Source organism: Methanolobus sediminis (assembly GCF_031312595.1).
GTDB classification, from domain to species: Archaea; Halobacteriota; Methanosarcinia; order Methanosarcinales; family Methanosarcinaceae; genus Methanolobus; species Methanolobus sediminis.
In genome coordinates this window covers 1896792-1920817 of sequence record NZ_CP133592.1, presented here as the reverse complement: position 1 = coordinate 1920817, position 24026 = coordinate 1896792, and the positions used below count along the sequence as shown (strand labels likewise).

At 37.4% G+C, this 24026-nt stretch carries 21 protein-coding genes; 3 read left to right on the top strand and 18 right to left on the bottom strand.

What is annotated here, in order from left to right; all coding sequences use genetic code 11:
* Positions 1–10 precede the first annotated feature (10 nt).
* The 3 genes from arlH to arlJ are packed head-to-tail and all read left to right on the top strand — an operon-like array spanning position 11 to position 4052.
* A complete protein-coding gene (gene arlH / locus RE474_RS09470) occupies positions 11–706 on the top strand; it encodes an archaellum protein ArlH (RefSeq protein ID WP_309310133.1) in 696 nt (231 codons plus the stop codon).
* A 19-nt stretch (positions 707–725) separates the two neighbouring features.
* Positions 726–2387: an archaellum flagellar ATPase motor FlaI gene (flaI, locus tag RE474_RS09465; protein WP_309310132.1), complete on the top strand. Its 1662-nt coding sequence runs from the start codon at positions 726–728 to the stop codon at positions 2385–2387.
* 9 nt (positions 2388–2396) lie between these two features.
* A complete protein-coding gene (gene arlJ / locus RE474_RS09460; RefSeq protein ID WP_309310131.1) occupies positions 2397–4052 on the top strand; it encodes an archaellar assembly protein ArlJ/FlaJ in 1656 nt (551 codons plus the stop codon).
* 55 nt (positions 4053–4107) lie between these two features.
* On the opposite strand, the gene RE474_RS09455 is transcribed toward arlJ, so the two are convergent.
* From RE474_RS09455 to RE474_RS09370, 18 genes are all read right to left on the bottom strand, one after another.
* On the bottom strand, positions 4108–5106 hold the full coding sequence (locus tag RE474_RS09455; protein WP_309310130.1) for an isocitrate/isopropylmalate dehydrogenase family protein: 999 nt from the start codon (positions 5104–5106) through the stop codon (positions 4108–4110).
* A 23-nt stretch (positions 5107–5129) separates the two neighbouring features.
* A complete protein-coding gene (locus tag RE474_RS09450; RefSeq protein WP_309310129.1) occupies positions 5130–5990 on the bottom strand; it encodes a DUF7714 family protein in 861 nt (286 codons plus the stop codon).
* Between the two features lie 11 nt (positions 5991–6001).
* Positions 6002–6493: a 3-isopropylmalate dehydratase small subunit gene (locus RE474_RS09445; RefSeq protein ID WP_309312238.1), complete on the bottom strand. Its 492-nt coding sequence runs from the start codon at positions 6491–6493 to the stop codon at positions 6002–6004.
* Positions 6494–6582: 89 nt separating this feature from the next.
* Positions 6583–9045: an oligosaccharyl transferase, archaeosortase A system-associated gene (locus RE474_RS09440; protein ID WP_309310128.1), complete on the bottom strand. Its 2463-nt coding sequence runs from the start codon at positions 9043–9045 to the stop codon at positions 6583–6585.
* Between the two features lie 293 nt (positions 9046–9338).
* Positions 9339–10193 (bottom strand): glycosyltransferase family 2 protein, encoded by an 855-nt coding sequence (locus RE474_RS09435; protein WP_309310127.1) that lies wholly within the window; start codon positions 10191–10193, stop codon positions 9339–9341.
* Between the two features lie 57 nt (positions 10194–10250).
* Positions 10251–11186: a GDP-L-fucose synthase gene (fcl, locus tag RE474_RS09430; RefSeq protein WP_309310126.1), complete on the bottom strand. Its 936-nt coding sequence runs from the start codon at positions 11184–11186 to the stop codon at positions 10251–10253.
* Between the two features lie 34 nt (positions 11187–11220).
* The gene (locus RE474_RS09425) at positions 11221–12369 is read right to left on the bottom strand and encodes a glycosyltransferase family 4 protein (RefSeq protein ID WP_309310125.1); all 1149 of its coding nucleotides are present in this window, start codon (positions 12367–12369) and stop codon (positions 11221–11223) included.
* Positions 12370–12391: 22 nt separating this feature from the next.
* Positions 12392–13183 (bottom strand): FkbM family methyltransferase, encoded by a 792-nt coding sequence (locus RE474_RS09420; protein ID WP_309310124.1) that lies wholly within the window; start codon positions 13181–13183, stop codon positions 12392–12394.
* 171 nt (positions 13184–13354) lie between these two features.
* Complete coding sequence (locus RE474_RS09415) at positions 13355–14287, bottom strand: hypothetical protein (RefSeq protein WP_309310123.1); 933 nt, start codon at positions 14285–14287, stop codon at positions 13355–13357.
* 8 nt (positions 14288–14295) lie between these two features.
* Entirely contained in the window at positions 14296–15435 is a 1140-nt protein-coding gene (locus tag RE474_RS09410) for a glycosyltransferase family 4 protein (RefSeq protein ID WP_309310122.1), read from the bottom strand.
* Between the two features lie 11 nt (positions 15436–15446).
* Positions 15447–16457 (bottom strand): glycosyltransferase family 2 protein, encoded by a 1011-nt coding sequence (locus tag RE474_RS09405; protein ID WP_309310121.1) that lies wholly within the window; start codon positions 16455–16457, stop codon positions 15447–15449.
* Entirely contained in the window at positions 16454–17329 is an 876-nt protein-coding gene (locus RE474_RS09400; protein ID WP_309310120.1) for an alpha-1,2-fucosyltransferase, read from the bottom strand. The genes RE474_RS09405 and RE474_RS09400 overlap by 4 nt, the downstream gene beginning before the upstream one ends.
* The gene (locus RE474_RS09395; RefSeq protein WP_309310119.1) at positions 17326–18516 is read right to left on the bottom strand and encodes a glycosyltransferase family 4 protein; all 1191 of its coding nucleotides are present in this window, start codon (positions 18514–18516) and stop codon (positions 17326–17328) included. The genes RE474_RS09400 and RE474_RS09395 overlap by 4 nt, the downstream gene beginning before the upstream one ends.
* Entirely contained in the window at positions 18513–19286 is a 774-nt protein-coding gene (locus tag RE474_RS09390) for a class I SAM-dependent methyltransferase (protein WP_309310118.1), read from the bottom strand. The genes RE474_RS09395 and RE474_RS09390 overlap by 4 nt, the downstream gene beginning before the upstream one ends.
* Positions 19287–19453: 167 nt before the next feature.
* Positions 19454–20890: a flippase gene (locus RE474_RS09385; protein ID WP_309310117.1), complete on the bottom strand. Its 1437-nt coding sequence runs from the start codon at positions 20888–20890 to the stop codon at positions 19454–19456.
* Between the two features lie 108 nt (positions 20891–20998).
* A complete protein-coding gene (gmd, locus tag RE474_RS09380; RefSeq protein ID WP_309310116.1) occupies positions 20999–22033 on the bottom strand; it encodes a GDP-mannose 4,6-dehydratase in 1035 nt (344 codons plus the stop codon).
* A gap of 23 nt (positions 22034–22056) precedes the next feature.
* On the bottom strand, positions 22057–22995 hold the full coding sequence (locus RE474_RS09375; RefSeq protein WP_309310115.1) for a UDP-glucuronic acid decarboxylase family protein: 939 nt from the start codon (positions 22993–22995) through the stop codon (positions 22057–22059).
* Positions 22996–23006: 11 nt separating this feature from the next.
* Positions 23007–24017 carry a sugar phosphate nucleotidyltransferase gene (locus RE474_RS09370; protein WP_309310114.1) on the bottom strand — a complete coding sequence of 337 codons (1011 nt, stop codon included), beginning with the start codon at positions 24015–24017 and terminating at the stop codon, positions 23007–23009.
* Positions 24018–24026: the final 9 nt, after the last annotated feature.

Here is a 24026-nt window from a genome sequence, read left to right as displayed (position 1 = left end):
GAGGCAAATAATGGCAAAGATCAATGCATTTGCAATCCCGAGGGATGATTTGAATGATAAATTGGGAGGAGGCTTTCCTGCCGGTTCACTAGTCGTACTTGAAGGTGGCAGTGGCGGAGGAAAAAGTACAATTTCCCAGCGTCTTTCATTCGGATTAAACGAAAACGATGTCAGTGTTACGTTTGTCTCGACACAAATGACAACAAAGGGTTTTATTAACCAGATGTATTCAATGGATTATCCCATAGCTCCGTTTCTTTTGAATGGTCTGCTTTTATACATACCTGTTATTCCGCTGGTCCAGGCAGCAAAATCCCGTTGTGATTTTATTGAAAGACTAATGGCTGCAGAGGAGCTGTTTGAAAAAGATGTGATCATAATTGATACTCTATCCTCACTTATCAAATACAGTGCCAATACTGAGAAAACTCTTGATCTGATTTCGTTTTTCAAGAAACTGAATGGTATGGGTAAGGTTATAATTCTTACAATAGAGCCAAACCAGTTAACAGAAGACCTTGCTTCAATGTTCCGCTCTTCCTGTGACGTTTACATTACTCTCAAATCAAAGCCTCTGGGAAGTGAAGTCAAGAGGACTATTGTTGTAAACAAGTTCACCGGTGCCAAGGGTCCGGTCGGACAGATGATCGGGTTTAGAATAGAACCTAAGGTCGGTCTTGTAGTAGAGATAGCTTCAGTATCATAATCTTAAAGGTAGTTGTAATATGGATGCAGAATTTCAGAAAGCAGTACAAAGGAACCCGCATCTGGGTGAATATGTAAAGAAATTCATGCGCGAGACTGGTGAAGATGAACCAACTTTCATGGTAAGTCTTTCAAAAGACATCGATCATTCAAGAGTTAATATCATCCTTCCGGTTGGTGATCCTGTATTCATACACCTTTATGGTGGTGACGAACAGGGAGAGATAAACTACTATGGAGTAGAACCTGAACTTAATAATCTGGAAAAAAAGAAGTATAAAGCAGCTCTGGACATCATTCTGGAAAAATCTGCTCGCGAACCTGTCCCAAACACCGAAGCGGAACTTAAGGATCTTATCACAAAACTGTTCAATGAATCTATAGACATAGGTTCAGGCGGGAATATGGCTGATGAAAAGGGCGGAGGGAAGTTCGATATTCTCCAGAAACTCATGCCGGTCCAGAAAAAAGTGCCTATGACCCAGGGAGAGTATAATAAAATTCTCTATCATCTTGAAAGGGACATCATCGGCTCCGGCCCCATTGAACCAATTATCAGAGACCCTTATCTTGAAGATATCAGCAGTATAGGTGTGGACAACGTATTTATTGTTCACAAAATATTTGACACCATTAAAACCGATCTGACATTTGGGGATGAGGAAGGTCTGGATAACTGGCTGCGCAGTATGAGTGAGCGTATCGGCCGTCCTGTAAGTGATGCAAGGCCAATTGCCGATGGTGCTCTTCCTGATGGTTCGCGTATCAATATCATTTATAGTATAGATGTCAGTAGGCGTGGTAGCAGTTTCACCATGCGTAAATTCAGTGAAGTGCCGGTAAGTATTATCCAGCTCATAAGCTGGGGCGCATTAAGTGCTGAAATGGCGGCTTACATGTGGATGTGCCTTGAGAACGGTATGAGTATTTTCTTTAGTGGTGAAACCGCAAGTGGGAAAACAACAATGCTCAATGCATGTCTTGCTTTTGTTAACCCAAAAGCCAAGGTATTTTCTGCAGAAGACACTGCTGAAGTTCAGCCACCACAGCCTGTTTGGCAGCAGTTGATCACTCGTGAGGAAGGTCCGCCTGAATCAAGAGTAGATACTTTTGCCTTGCTAAAGGCCGCTCTTCGTTCAAGACCAAACTACATCATCGTAGGTGAGATTCGAGGAGCCGAAGGTAACGTAGCTTTTCAGGGTATGCAGACAGGTCACCCTGTACTCGCAACTTTCCACGCATCTGCTGTATCAAAGATGATCCAGCGTCTTACGGCAGACCCTATCAATGTACCTGTAACTTTCATTGATAACCTTAACATTGCAATGATCCTTTCGGCAGTTTATCGTAAAGGAAAGTTTCTCAGGCGAGCTCTTGCCATTGAGGAAATAGAAGGTTACTATGAGGAAATAGGTGGTGTTGCAACAAGGGCTGTTTTCCAATGGGAACCTGATACTGATAGGCACAAGTTCCGTGGTCTGAACAACAGTTACATCCTCGAGGATAAAATAGCTACAAAGCTTGGTTATGAAGATAAAAGAATGATTTACCAGGATCTTTTCCTCAGAGCAAAGATACTGGAAGAAATGAAGTCAAGGGGCATTGAGGATTATTATGACGTGCTTGAGATCATAGTCAATTTCTACAAGCATGGAATAGACGGTCTTCCATTTTCAATATGAGGTGTTTTTGTGAGCTATGATAAAGCATTCAAGAATATTGGTATGGAGCCCAAGGCCTATTTCAGAAAATTTGCTTTACCTATCATAGCTTTTGGATTTTTTTTCGCAATCCTTCTTCTTTTATTGCTCCCAACGATATTTGTGGGAACTGCCAGATATATCCCTTATTTGATACCCATTATCTGTATTGTATTTGCATTTTCTTACCCTCTTTCGATTCTGGCTGGCAAAGCTTCGCGAATAGACAATAATATGCACTATTACATCACTCAGATGGGTTCCATTGCAACGGCAGAAACTCCGAGGATAGATATTGTACGTATTGTTTCGGAAAATGAGGATTATCAGGAGCTTGCAACGGAAACAAAGAAAATATACGACCTTGTGACGGTATGGCACATGAGTCTGGCAGATGCATGTCGTTTCATTTCCAAAAGGACTCCTTCTGTAATATTCGAGGATTTCCTGGATAGATTTGCACATGCTCTCCAGTCAGGAGAAGATGTAAAGACTTTCCTTTTCGCAGAACAGAACGTTGTGATGAACGAGTATGAGGCCATGTACAACGGTGCACTCTATGTTGTTGAGATCATCAAGGAACTTTTTGTATCTCTGGTTATGTCACTGATTTTCATGGCTTCATTTGCTGTAATCATGCCTGTTATTACCGGTATGAATGCAGAACTACTCATGGGTATTGTGGTAGTCATTTTCCTTGTAACTGATCTTGTAATGGTGATGTTCACAAAGAGCAAGATCCCAAAAGATCCGGCATGGAGCCAGTCAACGAATATGACTGAGAACAAACTGAAACTATATCGTTCAATACCAGTATCAATTGCAGGATGTATTGTTGTTTTAATTGCTGTAGTCCTTTATGGTAAAATAGAAACAAGTATTGCAGTTGCCATGGTGCTAACGCCTCTTGTCTACACCGGTCATGTTTCAAGAAAGATCGAAAAGAGTATCAGGAGAAAAGATGAGAATTTTCCTGCTTTCATTCGTTCTCTTGGAAGTTCTGCCGGTGCCAGGGGTGGTGTCATTGATGATGCTCTTAGAGCTTTGAGGGCGCATGACTTCGGACCGCTGACAACTGATGTGAACAATCTCTATAAGATGCTTGTTACCAGGATTAACAAGTTCGATTCCTGGGATTATTTTGCCTCAAATACCGGAAGCAATCTTATCCAGCGTTTTTCCGGAATGTTCGTTCAATCTACAAATCTCGGTGGTCAGCCAGAGGTCATAGGTGACATTATTGCTACGAATTTCCACAGGATAGTAACTCTCAGAAAGAAAAGGTCGCAGTCTGCCGGAAGTCTTGTGGGTGTTTTGTATGGTCTGACGGGGGGTATTGGTTTTACCATGTATATTTCCCTTGGTGTAGTGGGACTTATGCAGAATATGTTCTCCGCAGTGGAAATGCCTGCCGGGATGTCCATGGGAATGGTTCTCTACACTAATATAGGGAGCTTAACCACACTTTCAAACATGGTTCTGGCGATCATGATCGGTCATTCACTGATGTCAGCTATCCTGATCCGTATTGTGGATGGTGGACATATGCTCAGTGCTACAATTGATTTTGTGATCATGGTATGGATATCCGGTGCAAGTGCTGTGGTGACCATGGCAGCAGTGTCATCACTACTGGGCATTGCCTGACATGGGATATAAAAAAGTATGGAATATAAGACAAATGACAAATAATGCCAGAGTCTTATTTTACCCTTGTTTTGATGTGATTTGCTAAGAACTCGCCAACTTCGGATGTACTGCTCTTCCCTCCAAGGTCAGGGGTGCAGATGCCAAGATTAAGGGATGAATCTATAGCTTCTTCAAGGATTGCAGCTTCAGCTATATCTCCATGCCATTCAAGAAGCATTTTGAGACTGAGTACTGTAGCAAGTGGGTTTGCAATGTTTCTGCCCGCAATATCCGGTGCGCTACCATGGACCGGTTCAAAGAATGCATATTTTTCCCCTATATTGGCACTTGGCAAAAGACCAAGTCCTCCTACAAGTGCTCCTGACATATCGCTGAGAATATCTCCGAACAGATTTGTTGTAACTATTACATCATAGTTCCACGGATTTCTTATCAGATTGTAAGCAAAAGAATCCACCAGTTCGTCACTGTGTGTAACTCCTGCATCCGTCGCAGACTGGCGGCAAACGTCAAGGAATAATTTGTCGGATTTCATTACATTGGATTTGTGGACAATTGTCAGTTTGTTAGTCCTGCTCCCGGCTAGTTTGCTCGCATAATCTGCAATTCTCTTTGATCCTTTTCTTGTGATCACTCTTTTTGTGGTAGAAACATCTTCACCGATCTCTTCTATTCCGGAATACAGTCCTTCTGTATTTTCTCTCACTATTATGTAATTGAAATCTGTTCTGTCATGAATTCCCTTCACTGAAGGAAGAGGACGTATTGGACGGACATTTGCATACATATCGAGCTCCTTGCGGATTGTCAGGAGAACACTTTTGTAATTCGGATCAGGAGGTGTTGTCACTGCACCAAAAATTACGCAATCACACTCTTTCAATATATCTATATCATCATCCGTAATAGCAGTACCAGTGCGTTCCCATCTGTCATATCCAAGTTCCAGAGGAACTTTTTCCACGTCAAGTTCAAATGCGTCAAGAACTTCGAGTGCTGCAGGAATTACTTCTTTCCCAACTCCGTCGCCTTCTATTACTGCAAGTTTCATGTCAAATCCCCGATCATCTGTAATTATAAATTATCTTTCTTACCTGAAAGCCTTAGCTCCTGGACAAGATTCCTGATTGCCATGGTCACATCAAATTCTGATGCTCCCCAGTGTACAACTGCTCCTCTTATGCCACCAATGGTGACAATTCCGGATTTCTCAGCACGGCAGCATCTTGTAATGAAGACCTTGGTGGGCTTGAATATGTCTGATTTGAAGGGACAGATGTTAACAAATGAATACTCAATTCCCGGGAATCTGGACTCAAAAAGACTCTTTGATATCTCGCAACCAACAAGCAGTGCTCCATCCTCTTCAATAACATCACAATCCAGACATTTACCCTTAAGTCCTGAAGAAGAACATGGGAAAACTGTATTTTTTCCTTCGAATTGTCTCAGGTCAGTAAGGTTCTCTGAGAACCTTATGGATAAGTCTCCCCATACTCCGCTTTGCTCAATCCTGCGGACAACACTTGCAAGCCATGAAGGCTCAGGTGGAAATACGTCCACAATCTCAATTTCAATGATTTCTGAGGTGTCAGGTTTATGCACGAATGTCAGGTGTTTGTCTATGCCTGTGAATATTACAGTGTTGACTTTACCTTTGCATATTTCAGCCGCTATGTCTATGAGAAGTGCCCTGTCTTTGATATTCAGCTCCTTTTCATAGTTAATAATCTCTTCACCTGAAGCAAGTTCCTTAAGACTGGTAGCATCCCTGAGAAGTCCATCTCCCTGATGTTCCACCTCAAAAAGAGAATAGTTGCCGGTTTCACAGTTTTCTACTATCAGGTATTTAGTGAGAAAGTAGATCCGCCTGTCTTCACCGGCAGGTATCTCTTTGCTGTGCCCGACGTATTTGTATTCATCTGGAAATATCATTTCAACCTGTATTACTGTTTGTTCTTCTGCGCTTTTCTGTGTGCTACAAGGCCACCATCAGTAAGCATTTCCAGCAGGAAATCAGGAAGCTTGTTGCCCTGGAAAACTTTCCCATTGACGTTCACCGTTCCCTGAAGCAGGTCAATCTCAACTTCGTCTCCTTCATTACACTCAACGTCCGCTTCCATTAATGGCAGCCCTACATTGATGGCATTTCTGAAAAATATCCTGCCGAACGATTTAGCGACCACACATCCAACACCTGCATATTTAAGTGCAAGTGCAGCTTGCTCTCTGGATGATCCGCAACCAAAATTATCATTGGCAACAATGATGTCGCCTTTCTGCACTTTCTTTGAAAAATCGGGATCAATTCCTTCCATAGCATGATCTGCAAAGACCTGCATATCTTTTGTGCGCAGGTATTTTCCGGGAATTATTACATCTGTATCGATATCGTTACCGAATATCCATGCTTTTCCCTTGATTATATTGTCCAATATATCACCTTATGGCTAGCTTCTGCGTGATATTATTTGTAAGTGTCGGGAATGAAACTAAAAAGTAAAAAAAAGATGAGAATGGGAATAGATTAAATTTCTAGTGTATTCCCATTCATAACGTCTGTTTCACTGACACTAACCTGCTGTGTAGTGTTTCCAAAACTTACCACATAAGATCCGGTTGGCATGGTGTCGAACTGTGTTCCTCCTTCAACAGGTCCTGTTGTTGAATATGGGACTGTGAATGAGTAAGTTCCGTCAGATCCTGCCGTTGTAGTTTGTGTGTATGCGAATGTCCTCATCTGGCTTGTCAGTATAGTGTTTGTAATGGTCACAGTTTCACCAGCAGAGGCTGTTCCTGTGATCGTAGCACCTTCTACATATTCAAAGATTTTTACATATCCGCTGTAATCTTCTGCCAGATTTCCTCCAAATAGCACATTATAGACATTCTTATATCCTGCTTCCTGTGTGCTACTTGATATTGGGGATTCATGAACCATACGGTATTGTTTTAATCCGTTCCCGTCAAAGATGTGAAGTCTTGCTTCCATTGAATTATAGTATCTCTGTCCGGGAACTGTCATGTATCCGGAGTCTGTCTGAACCTGTATGTAATAGCCGTCAGTGTCCAATGTCCAAGCAGTCATGGCGTAGAATTTTCCGGTTGCCATTTCAACGTCTGATACTATGTAGCGTGCTCCTGCTTTATCAAGGTTAGGGTTAATAGCTTCCAGAACTTTTGTAGCTTCTTCTTCAGATGATGCAGTGAAGAATGTGGAAGCACCGGGTTGATTTTCTTCTTCAATGCTGTTCGTACGTCCACCAATACCTTGCTGGAATGGGTTTGCATTTGGAATTCGATGGCCTATGACTTCTATCCAATGCCCATAGTCCCACCAGGACATTACGCCGTATGCACTATCTGGATATTGATAACTTTCTCCATCTGCAGGTATTTCATAGTTCTCATAGTAATCAAGTCCTGGGTCTGGGGTGTTGTATCTTAGCCATGTGGTTGCTTCAATCCAGTAACCATTTGGACCTCCTGTCCCCTGATTTTGCTGCATTGCAAGACTATAGCTTGGATATATCATAATCAAAACTATGAATATAGCTGAGAGTATATGCATGGCTTTAATATTTTTAGCATTGAATGTTTTTGATTTGATACTATCTATCAGACTTTGCCATCCTGCAAGATTCAGAATTTCAATACCTACCCATGCGCTGAGAATTGCTGCATTTACTGAGTAATAGTATGCAAAACGGTTTTGTTGAAGCATAGCCCAGATTATCATGAGTGTCCAAACTAAAAGGAATGTTTTGTCTGGAGTATTCTCTTTGGTAAATGCTTTATAGATTAATATTGCAAGTGCGATGAATGAGATGTAGCCAAGTGTGCCGAAGTTGTACCAGAGTGGCTGAAGGGTAAACACTCCGCCCGATGAGAGGAGAGGAGAAGCTTCAGCAATGGTCAGGCCACCGCCGGTTCTCATGAAGTAACTGGCCAAACTGGAAACAAGTGCGTAGGTAGATGGTGAAAATATTTTTGAGAGCACAATTGCAATTAGTGCTATTACTGCTATCAAAAGCGGGTAATAATATCCGTTAAGTTTCCTTTTATTTAGTTCAATAGAGATAATGGTGAGTAAAGGGAATACTATAATCCCTGCAAAGAGACCTTTTATAAGGAGGTCTTTTGAAGATAAGTTAGGTACCATTAGTACCATTATTAACGCAATACTGAAGATTATCACTCCAATGATTGCCAAATAGTCAGTAGGTCTTTTGTGTATATGGTTTATCACATGTTGGACTGTTATATATATACCAATTATAAAACTGAAAAATATGGCTCCATACCATGCAAGTGAATAGGCTCCCAATGTAAATCCTGCTAGCACGATATATGGAACGGATAATTTAAAAGCATCATAGTTCTTTTTCTTGAAGTCTTCAAAGCTAATTGGATTTTCAAAAGCAATCTTCAGTGCCATTATCATAAACATGGCTACAATAGTAGTCAACAGGGTTTCAGCAATGTGGTGGTCATTGAATCCTATCAATGATCTTGAGAGAAACTGCCCCGGCGCAATTGCTATCATTAATGCTGCAAGCAGACCAATTCTGCGATTAAACAACCATTTAGCAGCAAAGTATGTTGGTATTACAACAATTGCCCCCAGAAATGCCGGATAATATGCACATACTGTGTTGATAAGGTTCTGATCAGGGTTGCCCAAACCCATTAACCAGATAATGGCTGACAGGAATAAGTCATAAAGTGGTGCAAATATCTGAACCGTTCCTTTTGGATATACTGTGTAAGCGTCAAACCACAGAATATTTGGAAAATTGTTAATGATCGATTCCACGTTTCGTAGATGATACCATGGATCATTTCCACCAAACCGTACAAACCCATTTGAAAGGAATACGCTTGCTTTGGGGATTGTTCTTATATATAGTGCAATTAGGAATGATATTAGCAATCCCATACCATAAGGTATGATGTCGCTGAGCTTTATTTTTTGATCTTCGGTGGGCATATGCTTCACTCACATTTAATGCGTATCAAACAAATTCTCGTATATGCAGTTATGGAACTTAATTTATCATGTATCATATTTCTGCATAATAGAATCTAAGTGACCAGCCATTGGCTTTTTAACAACTTTGTAGAATATACCTATATGATAATAAATGATTTCTGAACTGTGAGTTATTAATTCATTATTCAATATATATCTATCAGTCACTAATTAATTCTGAAAGAACTCTTTTAATTACTGTCGAATGGAAATATGTATTATGCTATCAAAATGTGTGCCCTATTAAATAGTTATTTTTTTAAAGTTGAATCCTTCCAGTGAGATATATGTGTCACAAATAATTTTCCAGAATTTAGCAAATATCTGGTTTTTTTATCTCCTACTATATAGGTTAAAGGTGTATGGCATATTGACCATGCATAGGATATCAGCCAAGGGATAGTGATTACCTTTAGATGATGGCTTTTCCTTGCTTTGCCAATTTCCTGTACAAGCTTAGTACAGTTGGAGGTAACTCCTCCTGTTTGCATACCAGCTACAATCAATCCATTAACAAAAAGAGCATTTCCTCCATTTTTAAATGCACGAAGGAGTAATTCGTAGTCACCGATGATTTTATACGATTCATCAAATATTCCATATGTTTCAAAGAGACTTCGATGGTGAAACATTCCCTGATGTGTAAATGTACAGATTCCATCTAAAACAATACCATTCCATGTATGTTCCCATGGTTCCCCATCAACACAACATACATCATTTGTTTCTGTTACTCTTGCAACTTGCCCATAGACTAGTTTAGTTTCTTCAGATTCTGCTTTTATCAGATAAGGAACAATCTGGCTTAATACATCATTTTTCCAAAGGTAGTCATCAGACCCAAGAAAATAGATCCAATTTCCTGTAATGTGTTTAAGTGCCTTGTTCCATGCATTATATATGCCATTATCCGGTTCAGATTTCCAGTAGGTGATTTTGTCATTATTCTTTTTCAAGATACCTACAGTGTCATCAGTGGACCCACCGTCTATAATAATAAGTTCTTTATTAAGGTATGTTTGACCAGATACACTATCTATGCAACGTTGTAGCGTTTTTGATCCATTATACACGGCAACAATGATTGAAATAAAGGGTTTTGACATGGTCCTTTTGTTATGGGATTTTGATTGATATCTCGTCAATATATAGTATTTATCAATTCATTTACTATCTGTATACCACTCATATGTTTGCTTTATTCCGTCTTTGAGCGAGATTTTAGCTTTCCATCCCAGTACATTCAATCTACTTACATCAAGCAATTTACGGGGAGTTCCATCTGGTTTGGATGCATCATATATGATCTTTCCATCATAATCTACAATATCTCCGACAAGTTCAGCAAGTTCTTTTATTGTAATATCTTTTCCTGTTCCTACATTAACAAACTCACCTATGTCAGATGCATTATAATTCATCATTAGATGAACACACGCATCTGCCATATCGTCTACATGCAAAAACTCACGTTTTGGTGAGCCCGTTCCCCATATTACAATTTCTGATATATTATTGATCTTTGCTTCATGGAACTTACGAATGAGGGCAGGCATAACATGAGACGACTCTAAATTAAAGTTATCATTTTGTCCATAAAGGTTTGTGGGCATTACAGACATGAAATTGGTATTATACTGCTGGTTGTAGTGTTTACAAAGTCGTATCCCTGCAATTTTAGCGATTGCATATGCTTCATTTGTAACTTCTAAATCTCCAGTAAGCAGGTATTCTTCTTTCATTGGCTGAGGTGCAAATTTAGGATATATACATGATGATCCCAAGAAGAGAAGTTTCTTAATATTATGTATGTAAGCAGCATGAATGATATTAGCTTCAATTAGAAGATTCTGGTATATGAATTCTGCAGGATATGTACTGTTTGCAAGGATACCTCCTACTTTAGCTGCTGCAAGAAAGACATATTCAGGTTTTTCTGTTTTGAAAAATTCATTGACAGCCTGTTGATTTGTCAGGTCAAGTTCACTATGTGTTCTACATACAAGGTTTTGATAGCCTCTAGACTCCAGATTTCTTTTTATAGCTGAGCCAACCATTCCACGGTGGCCAGCAATGTAGATTTTTGATTGAATATCCATTATTTACCCTCATAACATTTTATATCATATTATTTTAGGAACCAAACTTTAACTCATATGCGGCTTTATATACTTTCAGCGTCTCACTAGCAGTTTTCTCCCAACTGAATTCTTTTTCCCGTTCAAAACCATTATCTATCAATTTTTGACGAGTTACAACATTTTTCTCAAGAAGTTCTATGGAACTGATAAGGCTGTCTTTTGAAGTTGGATCAAAAAGAAAAGCAGCATTTCCAGCTACTTCAGGTATAGAGCTTGTATTACTTGCTATTATGGGGCATCCCTGTCCCATGGATTCAAGCAGTGGTATGCCGAATCCTTCATACAGAGAGGGGTATATGAAACAAAATGCATTTTTATATAGTGATGCAAGCAAAAGATCAGGACCACTTAGCTGGATTACCTTTCCTGAGTGCTTTATGTTCTTTATCTTTTTCAATTCATTCGGAGTTAATTTTCCACCGCCAAAACAGACTAGGTCAAAGCGTTCAGAAAACATTTCAGAGTATGCCTCTAGCAAAAAGTGAAAATTTTTATAAGGTGTTTTTCTGTCACCAACATAAAGTAAAAACGGTTTTTCTATAGAGTAGTTTCTCTTTAAATCAGCAAGTTTCAGATATTCATTTGATTTGGGCAGTGCGTTGCCATGGTATATGACCTTTATTCTCTCTTCTGGAACCTCATACATTTTCATCAGGTCGCGTTTTGTATTTTCGGAAACACATATTATCAAGTCAGCTGCACTTATTGATTTCTTTTTAGCCCTAATAACAAAGCGGCTATCTATGAACTGGTCTGGATATAATTCATGGATCATATCGTGAACTGTCAACACAATAGCTGGTTTAGTGTATTTACCTAGGTTTGCTCTGTAATATGTTGGATGATATACATCTGCACATGAAGTCCTCATGTAGTTGTCAAATAATATTCTGTTTGGTAACTTGAACAGAATTGCCATGTATCTGGATGCAGGTTTTTTATATTTCCACTTATGCCCATAATATGAATCAAACGATTCTTTTTTTTCAGAAAGGGCATATTCATTAACATTTAATCCTTGGAACAAGCTTAAATTTACTTTCTCTTCTGTTGAGAGTCTGGTTATAAGTTCATAGAAGTATCTAGATATCCCTCCATATCGCTGGAATTCAAATACTGAGTAATCGTAAAGTATTTTCATGTTATCTCTATTGAAAGTGCAGTTAGTGCGTTTTAAAGAACTGTATTTCAGATTGTCTGATGTTATTGTACAAATCTTCATCTTCAGAATGAAATACACATATGTCATAGTAGTATTTTCCTCCACGGTCGGAGATGTAGTTGTGCAAATCTTCGAGAAGATGCAGATTTGTCAAGTATGTCGATAACATATAAAATCCATAATTATCATATATCAGTGCTACTTTGTATCCAAGTGATCTCAACATTGCAAAGATGGATATTCCATCGTCATTTTGCTTAGAAAGAAAAAAAGGGTCATATTCAAAAAAAATGATTGGTTTTGTTGCTGAAATATAATCTATTGCTCCTCTTAAAATAATTCCATCAAAACCATCTGTATCTATCTTTATTAATTTGGATTTCAAATACAAAGGATGTTCTTTCAAGACATCAGTCAATGTTTTCATGTTAATTTCACTAACTGTATTCATTGTGTTATCTTTATATATGTGAGATGTACCTCCAACATTCTTTGTTTTTAATGAAGTAGTTTCTGTTTTATTGCCAATATAAACATTTTCTAAACTCACATTGGAGATAGATGATGTATTTTTCTGACATAATTCGAAAAAACGTTTATTTCCTTCAATACACAATATGGGAAGATCAATTTCCGTTTTAATTATTGCGACTGAATCTCCTATATTTGCTCCAATATCTATTACAGAAAGATAGTTGTATTTTTTAGATATTAATTTAGCGATACGTCCAAGATTTGATGAATAACTAGGATAGGATCTGATGTAGTGCGGTAAGTTGTGAGAAAATGGCATTAAAAGATTGAAGTTACCTACTTTATTAACTATAATGGGATCGACGAATTTCAACATAATACGGCGTATCACATACAGTATACCATACAGAGTTATGTAAAACAATCCTTTGTTTGGTATGCTTAACATTCTGTGAGAAATTATACGTGCAAACATGGTTAAATCCTTTAATTATAATCTATTTTTAGTTAGAATATTTGCCTTTAATATTTTCGCTAATTTATGTATTATTGTTTGGCCTGAAAAATCATTTTTTTCAGTATAATTATCTGCAATTCTGTCACGTATCACATATGGAGGATGCAAAATAGGGAATCTGGTAGGCTCTATGTCCATTTCACTAATGCGTGTTTTATATTTTGTATGCATTGCATTCGGACCAAATCCTATATTTGATATTAAATTTACGTTTGGAAGAATCGCCAATTCATTATTTATCCAGCGAGAAAATAACCACTGTGTATCCCACGTGTCTATTTTTCCATCATACACATAGTCAAATTTCTTAGTCCAGTGCTTCACGACCTTCTTATTTTCAAGTATATCTTGTAACCAATTATTCTTCTTTATTTCTGGCCATATTTTCATATCTACATCATATTTTTTCCATGATCTACGCCAAGATGCCCAGCCCCATATGTGGGGATATCGGGAGAAATAGTAGCTATATTCTGTTCTTTTTCTACCGAACTGGAAATTATCACCGCTAATCATGGCTATACGTTCATCATTGCGATATTTCTCTAACAACTCATCGCAGAATCTGAAGAATGTAGGATGTGGTAAGCAGTCGTCCTCTAGAATTATAGCTTCTTCAACTATATCAAATACCCAATTCAGACCACTTGATACTCGCCGTTTGCACCCCATATTTACATCTGAATAGTTTGTCAAAATCTCACATTCCCAGTCTACATTATTAATTATAGAACGGGCAGCATTACATTTTTCTTCCTCTCCGGGATGATTGGCACGAGGTCCGTCTGCAATTACCAGAAGTTTTGGAGGCTTGGCTTTCGCTATTTCTGCAAACACTTTTTTGGTGGTTTCAGGGCGGTTGAAGATTATGAATGCAACTGGCGTTCTTAGATGAAAATCGGACATTTTTATACCTATTTGTTTAACAATGAACTGTATAAGTCTATCATTTTTCTTTCTTGGACTTCTTCTGAAAAAAGTGTTTCTGCTCTTAATTTTCCACACTGCCCCACTTTGCATATAAGTTTATCATCGTCTAGTAATTTAATAATTTGTGATACAAAACATTCAACATCATGTGGCGGGCACGTAAATCCTGTTTCACCATCTACAACAGATTCAGGCAGGCCTCCAATATTAGATGTTACACAAGGTAATCCGTAGGCCATTGCTTCCACAACAGAGATGCTATGATTTTCAAGTAAACTTGGTTGGAAATATATTACACTTTTTTGATATAGTAAATCTACATTTTCTTGATATCCAATAAACTTAATTGTATCTAAGCCAATTTGGTTTACTAAATCTTGACATTGATTTAGAAGATCTCCTTCGCCAGCCCAGATGAATTCAATGTCCATCTTTGGTCTTTGTCTGATTACTTTTTGCGAGACTTCTATCCATAACTTTGGATTCTTATACCAGGTAACATGCCCTAACGTCAAAATACGATACACATTCGTATTTACAGAATTGAGATTCTTTACATGAGTTTTTGTAGAATTGTAAATAACATGAATATGCTTGCTTTTTTTCGCTGGTACCCAATTGGATAATATCTGTTTTTTTGAGTATTCTGATACCGTAACCAGTATTTTATTAGTGTTTAAGAAAAAACTTAAAAACAACTTTTGTATACTGCTAAGGCCAACAATTTTGCTCTTTAAGGGATATGTATGAAATATATAAATAAACTTTACAGGAAATAAAATAAGTCCTATAAACATCCCAGGCGTACCATTTGATACAACTATAACGCTAGGTTTTTCTTTAAAATATATTGGGAATATCATTGGAATGTCATAGAAAAGGTTGAGTGGGAAATAACATAAACATTTTTTGAATCTTCCATTTCTATCAGGAATATTGTAATATTTATAGTTGTAGTGTTTTAATAGCAGCTTTATTTCCGTATCTAATTGGTGTTTTGTAAGAATGACTGTAACATTATAATCTTGAGATGAATAGAACTCTAATAAAGATATAAAATAACTTCGGGTTCCTCCGAATGAGTTAAATTCTGGAATCAACAATATTTTTTTTTTATTTGACATATTAAACTCGATTATTTAATAATACATTTAATAAATATATATGCATGTTTATAATGTTCGTTATGTTTTCTTAGTGGAGAATTCCAATAAATTGACCAGGTTATCAGTCCTAACTTACTTGCTGCTCTACAGACAAAGAACCATCTTTCAGCAAGTATGCTAGTAAATTCAGGTTCTGGGTATATTTTCTTAACAGAATTACAATGTTTCAACTTAAGCAACCATTTTTCTGATTTTTCAATAAAAGCTTGATTAGATTTAAACTGCCACATTCCCAACTCTGTATGAAGATCTATATCTTCATCTGTAAACTCACTGCAAAGATTCTGAATATTTCTTTTATGAATAGTTTTTATTACACTTAATTGCTTATCTGCGTTAAATCTACTTGTGCTATGTTCAGTAATGCGATATTTTAGTAAAACTTTAGGGATATTGGTTATTGGAAAGATAAAGCTGCTTTTTTGCCAAAAACTCCAATCTTCTGCATATAAATCGTTTTCATCATATTTCAGTCCAAACTTATCTATAAATATTTTTCTGAACATGACCGAAGGGTGTGCTAATGCAGAATCGAACAACAAGCGGGATTGAAGTCTGCTTGGTTCTGTTGGATATCTAAATGTGCTACTGGAGTTAACTTCAATAGTCTCAACCCAAGTTCCACATATTCCTATTTTTTTGTTTCTGTCTAGTAATTTTACTTGCAAATCAAGCCTTTTTGGATAGCTAAAATCATCAGCATCCATCCTTGCAATATAATCGCCCTTTGCTTCTTTCAAACCAAAATTTAGTGACCCTACCAATCCAAGAGGAGTTTTATTGTGTAAATGTCGTATTCGCTCGTCCTTATAATTATTAATTATGTGTAGACTCTCCTCACTTGTGCCATGTTCGCTAATGATAAGGAATTCAAAATCATTTAATGTCTGGTTCAGAATACTGTCGATAGCTTCGCCCAAGAACTCTTCGCCATTGTAAACAGGCATCAACACAGTAACTTTGGGATTCATACTTTTCATGTCCGTATCCAATTATCTGGAACCAGGTCATCCGTGTTTATCGATGAATCATTAAACCATTTCTCAGGAGAAAGGACTATTTTCTCTGGATTTTTGTTTAACCAAGCACCCCACCAGCTAAATGAACTGTTTGCTATTATATTATGTTTGCATAAACTCATTAATCGTAGATCTTCATAACCTTTTTCGGAGTCGTTGTGAGTTACAAATTTGATGGGACAGTCATATATAAGATTGTCTTCAGCCCAATCAGGATCATCAGAGAATATAAAAAAATGAGGATTCTCTACATAACAACAAATTTTTTTAATCGCCTTTTCATAATACTCCAATGAGCAGTATCCATGTAACTTCTTTGTTTCAGGATTTGAAACATAGTCTCCTCTTCTGATATGAATAGACACTGATTCACAAAAGCCAATTTCATTTGCTAATTTTTGGTTAATATTAGTTGGTTTTACTTTGAATGTAAAATCTGTATGTATAATATCTCTAATTTCTTTGAAATATTTCTCACTTTGCCAGTATCCATCTAAATAAGAGTTGTCTGGGGATGACAAAATTCCTTTGTCAAAATGAAAATGAGGTTCTGTTATTATTTTAGATATTTTGAGTTTCTGTTTGATATAGTTGAATATGTTATTGTTAGCTGGAGCAAATTTATTGATTTCAGAAGGACTGGCAATCTCGCCTTGAATATTAAAAACATCAAGTTCGTATGGCCGATAGGTAAAATTTTCACGAGGAGTTCTGTCTAACAAGAAGCTCAAATCAAGTTTAAGGATGGTGTTATGTTCTAATGCTAATCGTCGTCCAGCTGCATATTGAAACATTTGGTTACCCAATCCGCCCATTAATTTAACGATAATCATAGTTCATTCCAACCATCATTTAAAACGTTGAAATATAAATTTTCATAATCTCTTGTGATTTTTTCCCAAGTAAACGAGAGAATCCATTTTTTGTATCCATTAATTGCTAAATTTTGTCTTTTTTGAGGATTATAGAACAAATTTTGAAGAACATCAATTGATGCATTTATGTCTGCTTTAACGTATCCATTTAGATATTGTAATGTTGGTAACAGTTCACCACCATTTGACCAATCAATAATCTCTTTTGCATTTCCTACATCTGTTGTTAAAAAAGGAGTTTTTGAAGCCATTGCTTCAAACAAGACAAGAGGAGAACATTCTATATTTGAAGGGAAAAGAAATAGATCTGCTTCATGATACGCAGCAACAGTCTCTTCTCTTGACAAAAATTTAACTATTATATGTTTATCAGTAAAGTGCAAAAGCTTACAAAAATGGTTTGTTATTTCAGCAAGATGGCAATTGAGAGTGCATCTAACATTAATATCATTGGCAACGATTAATAAAGTAGCATCTTTTATATTCGATTTTTTGAAAATCGTTATGGCTTCCCTGTGTCCCTTTAATCCGGTATGGGATCCAACGTGTAACAATAGAAAGTGATTATGTGGAATTTTAAGTTTAGCTCTTATATCAATATTAACTTTTTTACTAAATTCATCTTCTCCTGCACCATTTGGAATAATTATGCTTTTGTTGTCAACTCCATTTTTTTTGGCAAAGTTGATGTCCCTGTAATCATTTGACAGATAAACACAAGCATCATATTTTTTCAGCCAAATTTTCATTTGTTCATAATACTCTCTATATTCTGAAGAGTATAAACCAGAAAAACCGCAGGGGACAAGAACTTTTTTACTAGGTATTTTGTCCAACATCGGCAACATCAGATCAGTTGTCCATTGCTGTGCAGCATAATTCATTATCACATCAAAATCAGATTCAAGAATAAATTCTTTATATCTTTCAATTTCACCAGAAAAACCTCTTACAGCATTTCCAGATATACTAAAATCTTTAATCTTAACACCGTTAAAAATTGTGAAATCTCTTTCTGGCAATCGTGTTGTTGCAACAGTTACGTCATGTCCTAATTGAGCCAACCTCTCTGAAAGCTGCCTTACCACTTCCTGAGCTCCACCTACGGACGGATGATAAAATTCAACAGTGTGTAATATTTTCATAATATCTTCTTTACATTAGTAGAATTATTGGGGCTATTCTTTTTTTTTGCTATGCATATCATATATGGAGAAAGCCATGAGTTAGGTTTATCAACATATTTATTTATAATACTAAAAACATATGTGATGCATTGAGATAGCACAGGTTTTAAAAAGCTTTGATGGTTTGAATCTATCCAAAAATCCGCTGTTTTGAAATATCCTTGAAAGAGTACTTCCATATCATATTTTTCTAAAATCTGAGTCATTTTATGTAAATCCATAGTTTCAAGCACATGGCGTTCTAAATTATCAGAATCTAACAATTTATGGAGTATATATTGAATTTTTCTATAATTTGGACAGGATATTATCAATGTTCCATCTGGTTTAACAAGTTCAATATGTTTCAGCATAACATCATCCATATTTCTAAAATGTTCTATAAATCCAAATGAACAAACCAAATCGTAGGTAATCCCTGGGTTAAAACTCATAAAATCTTGTTGAAAGAAATCACCAATAGATATGTTGTTATTTTTCAGATGAGGTACTAACTTAGTATTAATATAGGGCGTAGTATCTACGCCGTTAGCAATATATTTAAATTTGCTACATATGTAGATTAAAAAGTTTCCGGGGTAACAACCAATTTCAATACAGGAACCTTGTGGGTTGTGGCGTAGATATTTTTCAAATATCTTTTTAAAAAGTACCTTCTTTTCATCATATTCAAGATTTAAATTGGAATATGATGAATCCCAATATTCTTGATTAACAACATTACTCATTTAAAATCCTCTCTAACTTGGATTTAGTGCTTTAACAATTTTATTCAAATTGTCATGAGGTTTTACCCCAATATAATACTAACGACCATAATAATTTAGTATATATTCTTCTTCAATCACTTTTATTGTACTCGTACAAGTGGCAAGTTTATAATTGAGCTTATGATTTATTTGGTATTTTTTATTAAATTTGTACATATCATGTTGAATTCTCCTAAAATCTTTCTATCAAAATTCAACACCAAAATCCCATAGATACCTCCGCCCACTATAACTGGAACCAGTACCAGCCATATATTAGACAAAGGTACAATCATTCGATATCCACCCACAAACAACGACATCAAAAAAGATGCCTTAAGAATATTCATCAAGCTTTCCGATTCCACTCTTATTGTCAGTATTTTTGATAATACCCACATTGCCAGAACCGCATTTAATCCCATGGTGATAAACGTAGCAATTGCAGCTCCTTCAATACCTATTACAGGTATCAATATTGCATTCAACACAATGTTTGCCACAACTGCCACCATAGTGATTCTTAACAGGTCTTTAAGATGATCCAACGCACTCAGATATGATGTGGAAATGAACTGAAATATATTTACAAGTTGTACAATGAACAATAGCACCATTGTCATATAGCCTCGTCCAAATTCCGCACCGTAGAAATAATACAGGAGTTTATCCCCCAGTAAAACCCCACCTACAAATATTGGTATTGCTAGAACAAGTGAGTATGTAAATGCACGAGAGAGCGAATCTTCTATTAATCCAATCTCTCCAACTATTCCCCAGCGGCTGACCCTTGGCCACAAAGTCACACGAAGTGCATCTGTTGCAAATGTTGCTAGTGCTGTAAACTGTAGTGCTATGCGATACACACCCACGTCTGCATTACTAAGATAATAACCTAACATAATTGTATCTGCAGTAGAATACACAATCATTCCAGCTGATATTAAAAATGTCCACAACGAAAAACTCCACAGACTTTTAACATGTTTCCACTCAAAACGTACAAAACGAAGATCAAAAAAATGCAATTGAACTATAGAGCCTACAAACAATCCAAAAACAAACCCCCCTGCAAGCCCCGAAATACCAAACCCTAAAAAAACGGCGAAGACTTGAAAAAAAATTCGTGAAATGTTATTTATGAATGTAGCTGTGGACTGTATTCCAATCTTGCCACATCCTGCCATGCTGCTTGATACAGCTCCATGCAACAGTGAAACTATCAATGCCAGTATAAGCCAGATAAATATGCCAGAATTGTTGAGTTCTTCAAAACAAGTTCTAAGTACTATAAGAGTTACCAATACCAACATCATAAAAAACGAGCGTAAGACGACGAATGCGCTGAAATAAGTATCTGGTTCTTCACCTTCACTTATGCGCTTGATCGCAGCCCCTCCTAATCCTCCATCTGTCATTAGAGAAATGATACTGAGGTATGCAAGAAATAGGAAGTATTCTCCCAGAACACCTGCTCCAACTGTGCGTGCGAAATAAATTGTGCTTAAAAGACCGACGAAGGTGAATGTAATCTGCCAGACGAAAGAAACTATGGCCTGTCGCTGGATTGAACCTATACTCATTATATGTGAAACAAAGGTGGTTAATTTGAACATGGTTTGTAGGATATCTTTTATGTATGAACTATAGTAATATGAATAAAACCAGTTTAATTGGTATATATGTAGTCTTCAGAATTTCCTTAAATCTTCATCAACCATCATCTTCACCAAATTTCCATACTCAACCTTTGATTCCCATCCTAGCTTATTCTTAGCTTTAGTAGGATCACCTACAAGAATATCTACTTCAGTTGGTCTGTAATATCGTGGATCAATCTCAACCATAGTCTCACCAGTTGCAGCATCCAATCCTACCTCATCAACACCTTTGCCTTTCCATTCAATTTCAATTCCAACTTCCCCAAATGCAAGCTCCACAAACTCTCTTACTGAATGAGTCTTCCCGGTCGCGATTACATAATCATCAGGTTCATCCTGTTGCAGCATCAACCACATGGCTTCCACATAGTCGCCTGCAAACCCCCAATCTCTTTTTGCATCAAGATTTCCTAGATATAATTTCTCTTGAAGACCTTTCTTGATATTGGCCACAGCCATTGTTATCTTTTTTGTAACGAAGGTCTCGCCACGTATGGGGGATTCATGGTTGAACAGTATGCCATTACAAGCAAACATGCCGTAAGCTTCACGATAGTTTATGGTGATCCAGTAGGCATATAATTTAGCTGCTGCATAAGGGCTTCTTGGATAGAATGGTGTTGTTTCACTTTGTGGGATCTCCTGTACCTTTCCATAGAGCTCACTTGTGGAGGCCTGGTAGAATTTCGTCTTCTTTTCCAGACCGAGTATGCGTATAGCTTCCAGGAGCCGGAGAGTTCCTAAGGCATCAGAATTTGCTGTGTATTCCGGGGTTTCGAATGAAACCTGCACATGACTCTGGGCAGCAAGGTTGTAGATCTCATCGGGCTGTGTTTCCTGTATGATCCTTATAAGATTGGTAGAGTCTGTCAGGTCACCATAATGCATGAAGAAGTTCACGTTCCTCTCATGCGGATCCTTGTAAAGATGATCAATGCGTGCAGTATTAAATGAAGATGCCCTCCTTTTGATACCATGCACAATATATCCTTTATTTAAGAGAAATTCTGCAAGATATGCTCCATCCTGACCGGTGATTCCGGTGATCAATGCGATTTTTGTCATTTGGATATCCCCTGATAACTTATTTAGTTTTTATTGGATTCTATGTTCTCAAAATATCTGATAGTCTTCTCTAACCCTTCCCTCAATCCGACCTTTGGTTCCCATTTGAGAACCTCTTTAGCTCTGCTTATATCAGGTCTTCTTACTTTCGGATCATCAACTGGTAAGTCTTTGAATACGATCTTTGATTTGCTTCCAATTATATCAATAACTTCTTCTGCAAACTTCAACACTGTCATTTCGGCAGGATTGCCTATGTTCACAGAATCTGTAAAATCAGACATCATCAGTCTGTATATTCCCTCTATGAGATCGGAAACGTAACAAAAGGACCTTGTCTGGCTTCCATTACCATACACAGTGATATCTTCCTCCTTTAGTGCCTGGTTTATAAAATTCGGGACAACCCTTCCGTCATTTGCACGCATACGTGGCCCATATGTGTTGAATATACGTACGATTCTGGTATCTATGCCGTGATACCTGTGATACGCCATAGTAATAGCTTCAGCATAACGTTTCGCTTCGTCATAGACTCCTCTGGGTCCAATAGGGTTCACATTCCCCCAATAGGTTTCAGGCTGAGGATTGACCTGAGGATCTCCATAAACTTCAGAAGTAGAGGCAATAAGCAATCTTGCACCTTTCTCTTTTGCCAGCCCTAGCATATTATAAGTACCCAGAGCTCCCACTTTTAATGTCTGAATTGGTAATTCGAGATAATCAACTGGGGAAGCAGGACTTGCCAGGTGGAATATATAATCGATCTTATCATCAAAATATATTGGTTTGGTTACATCGTGTTTCAAATAGGTAAATTTATCCGAGTTAATGTGGTCAAGATTCTTTGTATTCCCCGTCACAAGGTTATCTATGCAAACTACCTCATGTCCTTTCTCAAGTAGGAGATCACACAGATGTGATCCTAAAAAACCTGCACCACCGGTTACTATTGACTTCATATTATCACTTTTTAGAACTCTATTGAAGAAGAGTCTCCTATATTTAAGGAGTTATGCTTACCAACCACATGAGCTTCATCCCCAACTATGGATGACTGCAGGTTCACTTTGGATATGCATGCCCTTGACCCGATCACACTGTCTGATATTATGGAATTCTCGACAGTTGTTTCATCAGCAATCGATGCATGTGGTCCGATTACAGAATTAGTAATTTTTACATTGTTTCCTATTGCCACAGGATGTATGATAACAGAATCTACGCTTTCGTAATCATGGCTTATATTTTCTTTTTCGTTCAACAGTACCTGATTCGTTTCAAGGAGAGATGTTGCATGCCCGCAATCATACCAGCTGGATACCTCGAATGTCTTAAGCTTGTTGCCCTGTTGTATCATTTCCTGGAGTGCATCAGTCAGCTGGAATTCTCCGCGTGAGCGTATATTGTCCTGTATCATCCTTTCAAGGATTTCGAACAGGATTTTTGTATCTTTGATGAAGTATACTCCTGCAATTCCAAGATTGGATACTGGTATTTCTGGTTTTTCCTCAAGTTTCCTGATGCAAGGCGAATTCTGCTCAAGCTCAACGATTCCGTATTTTCGGGGTTCATCAACTTCTTTTACTCCTATCGAACCTGCACATTTCTCATTTCCAGTATGTCTTTGATAGAAATCCAGATATCCTGCTTTAAAGATCATATCTCCCAGAGCGATCATGATGTCCGAACCATTCACATATTCACGTGCTATGTATATAGAATGGCCAAGTCCAAGCCTCTTTTCCTGCTCCACATACGTGATGTTAAATATGTTTCTATAGTTTTCGTTGACGTATGAAATTAATTGATCTTTGTGGTATCCAACGATAAGTATGATCTCTTCAGGTTCAAGGTCTATCATTCTATCAAGAATATGTCCTATTATGGGTTTACCTGCAATGTAAACCATGGGTTTTGGTTTTGTGTGAGTGTGGGGAAAAAGCCGTTTTCCAGTACCTGCTGCGGGGATAATTACTTTCATAAATAGTCA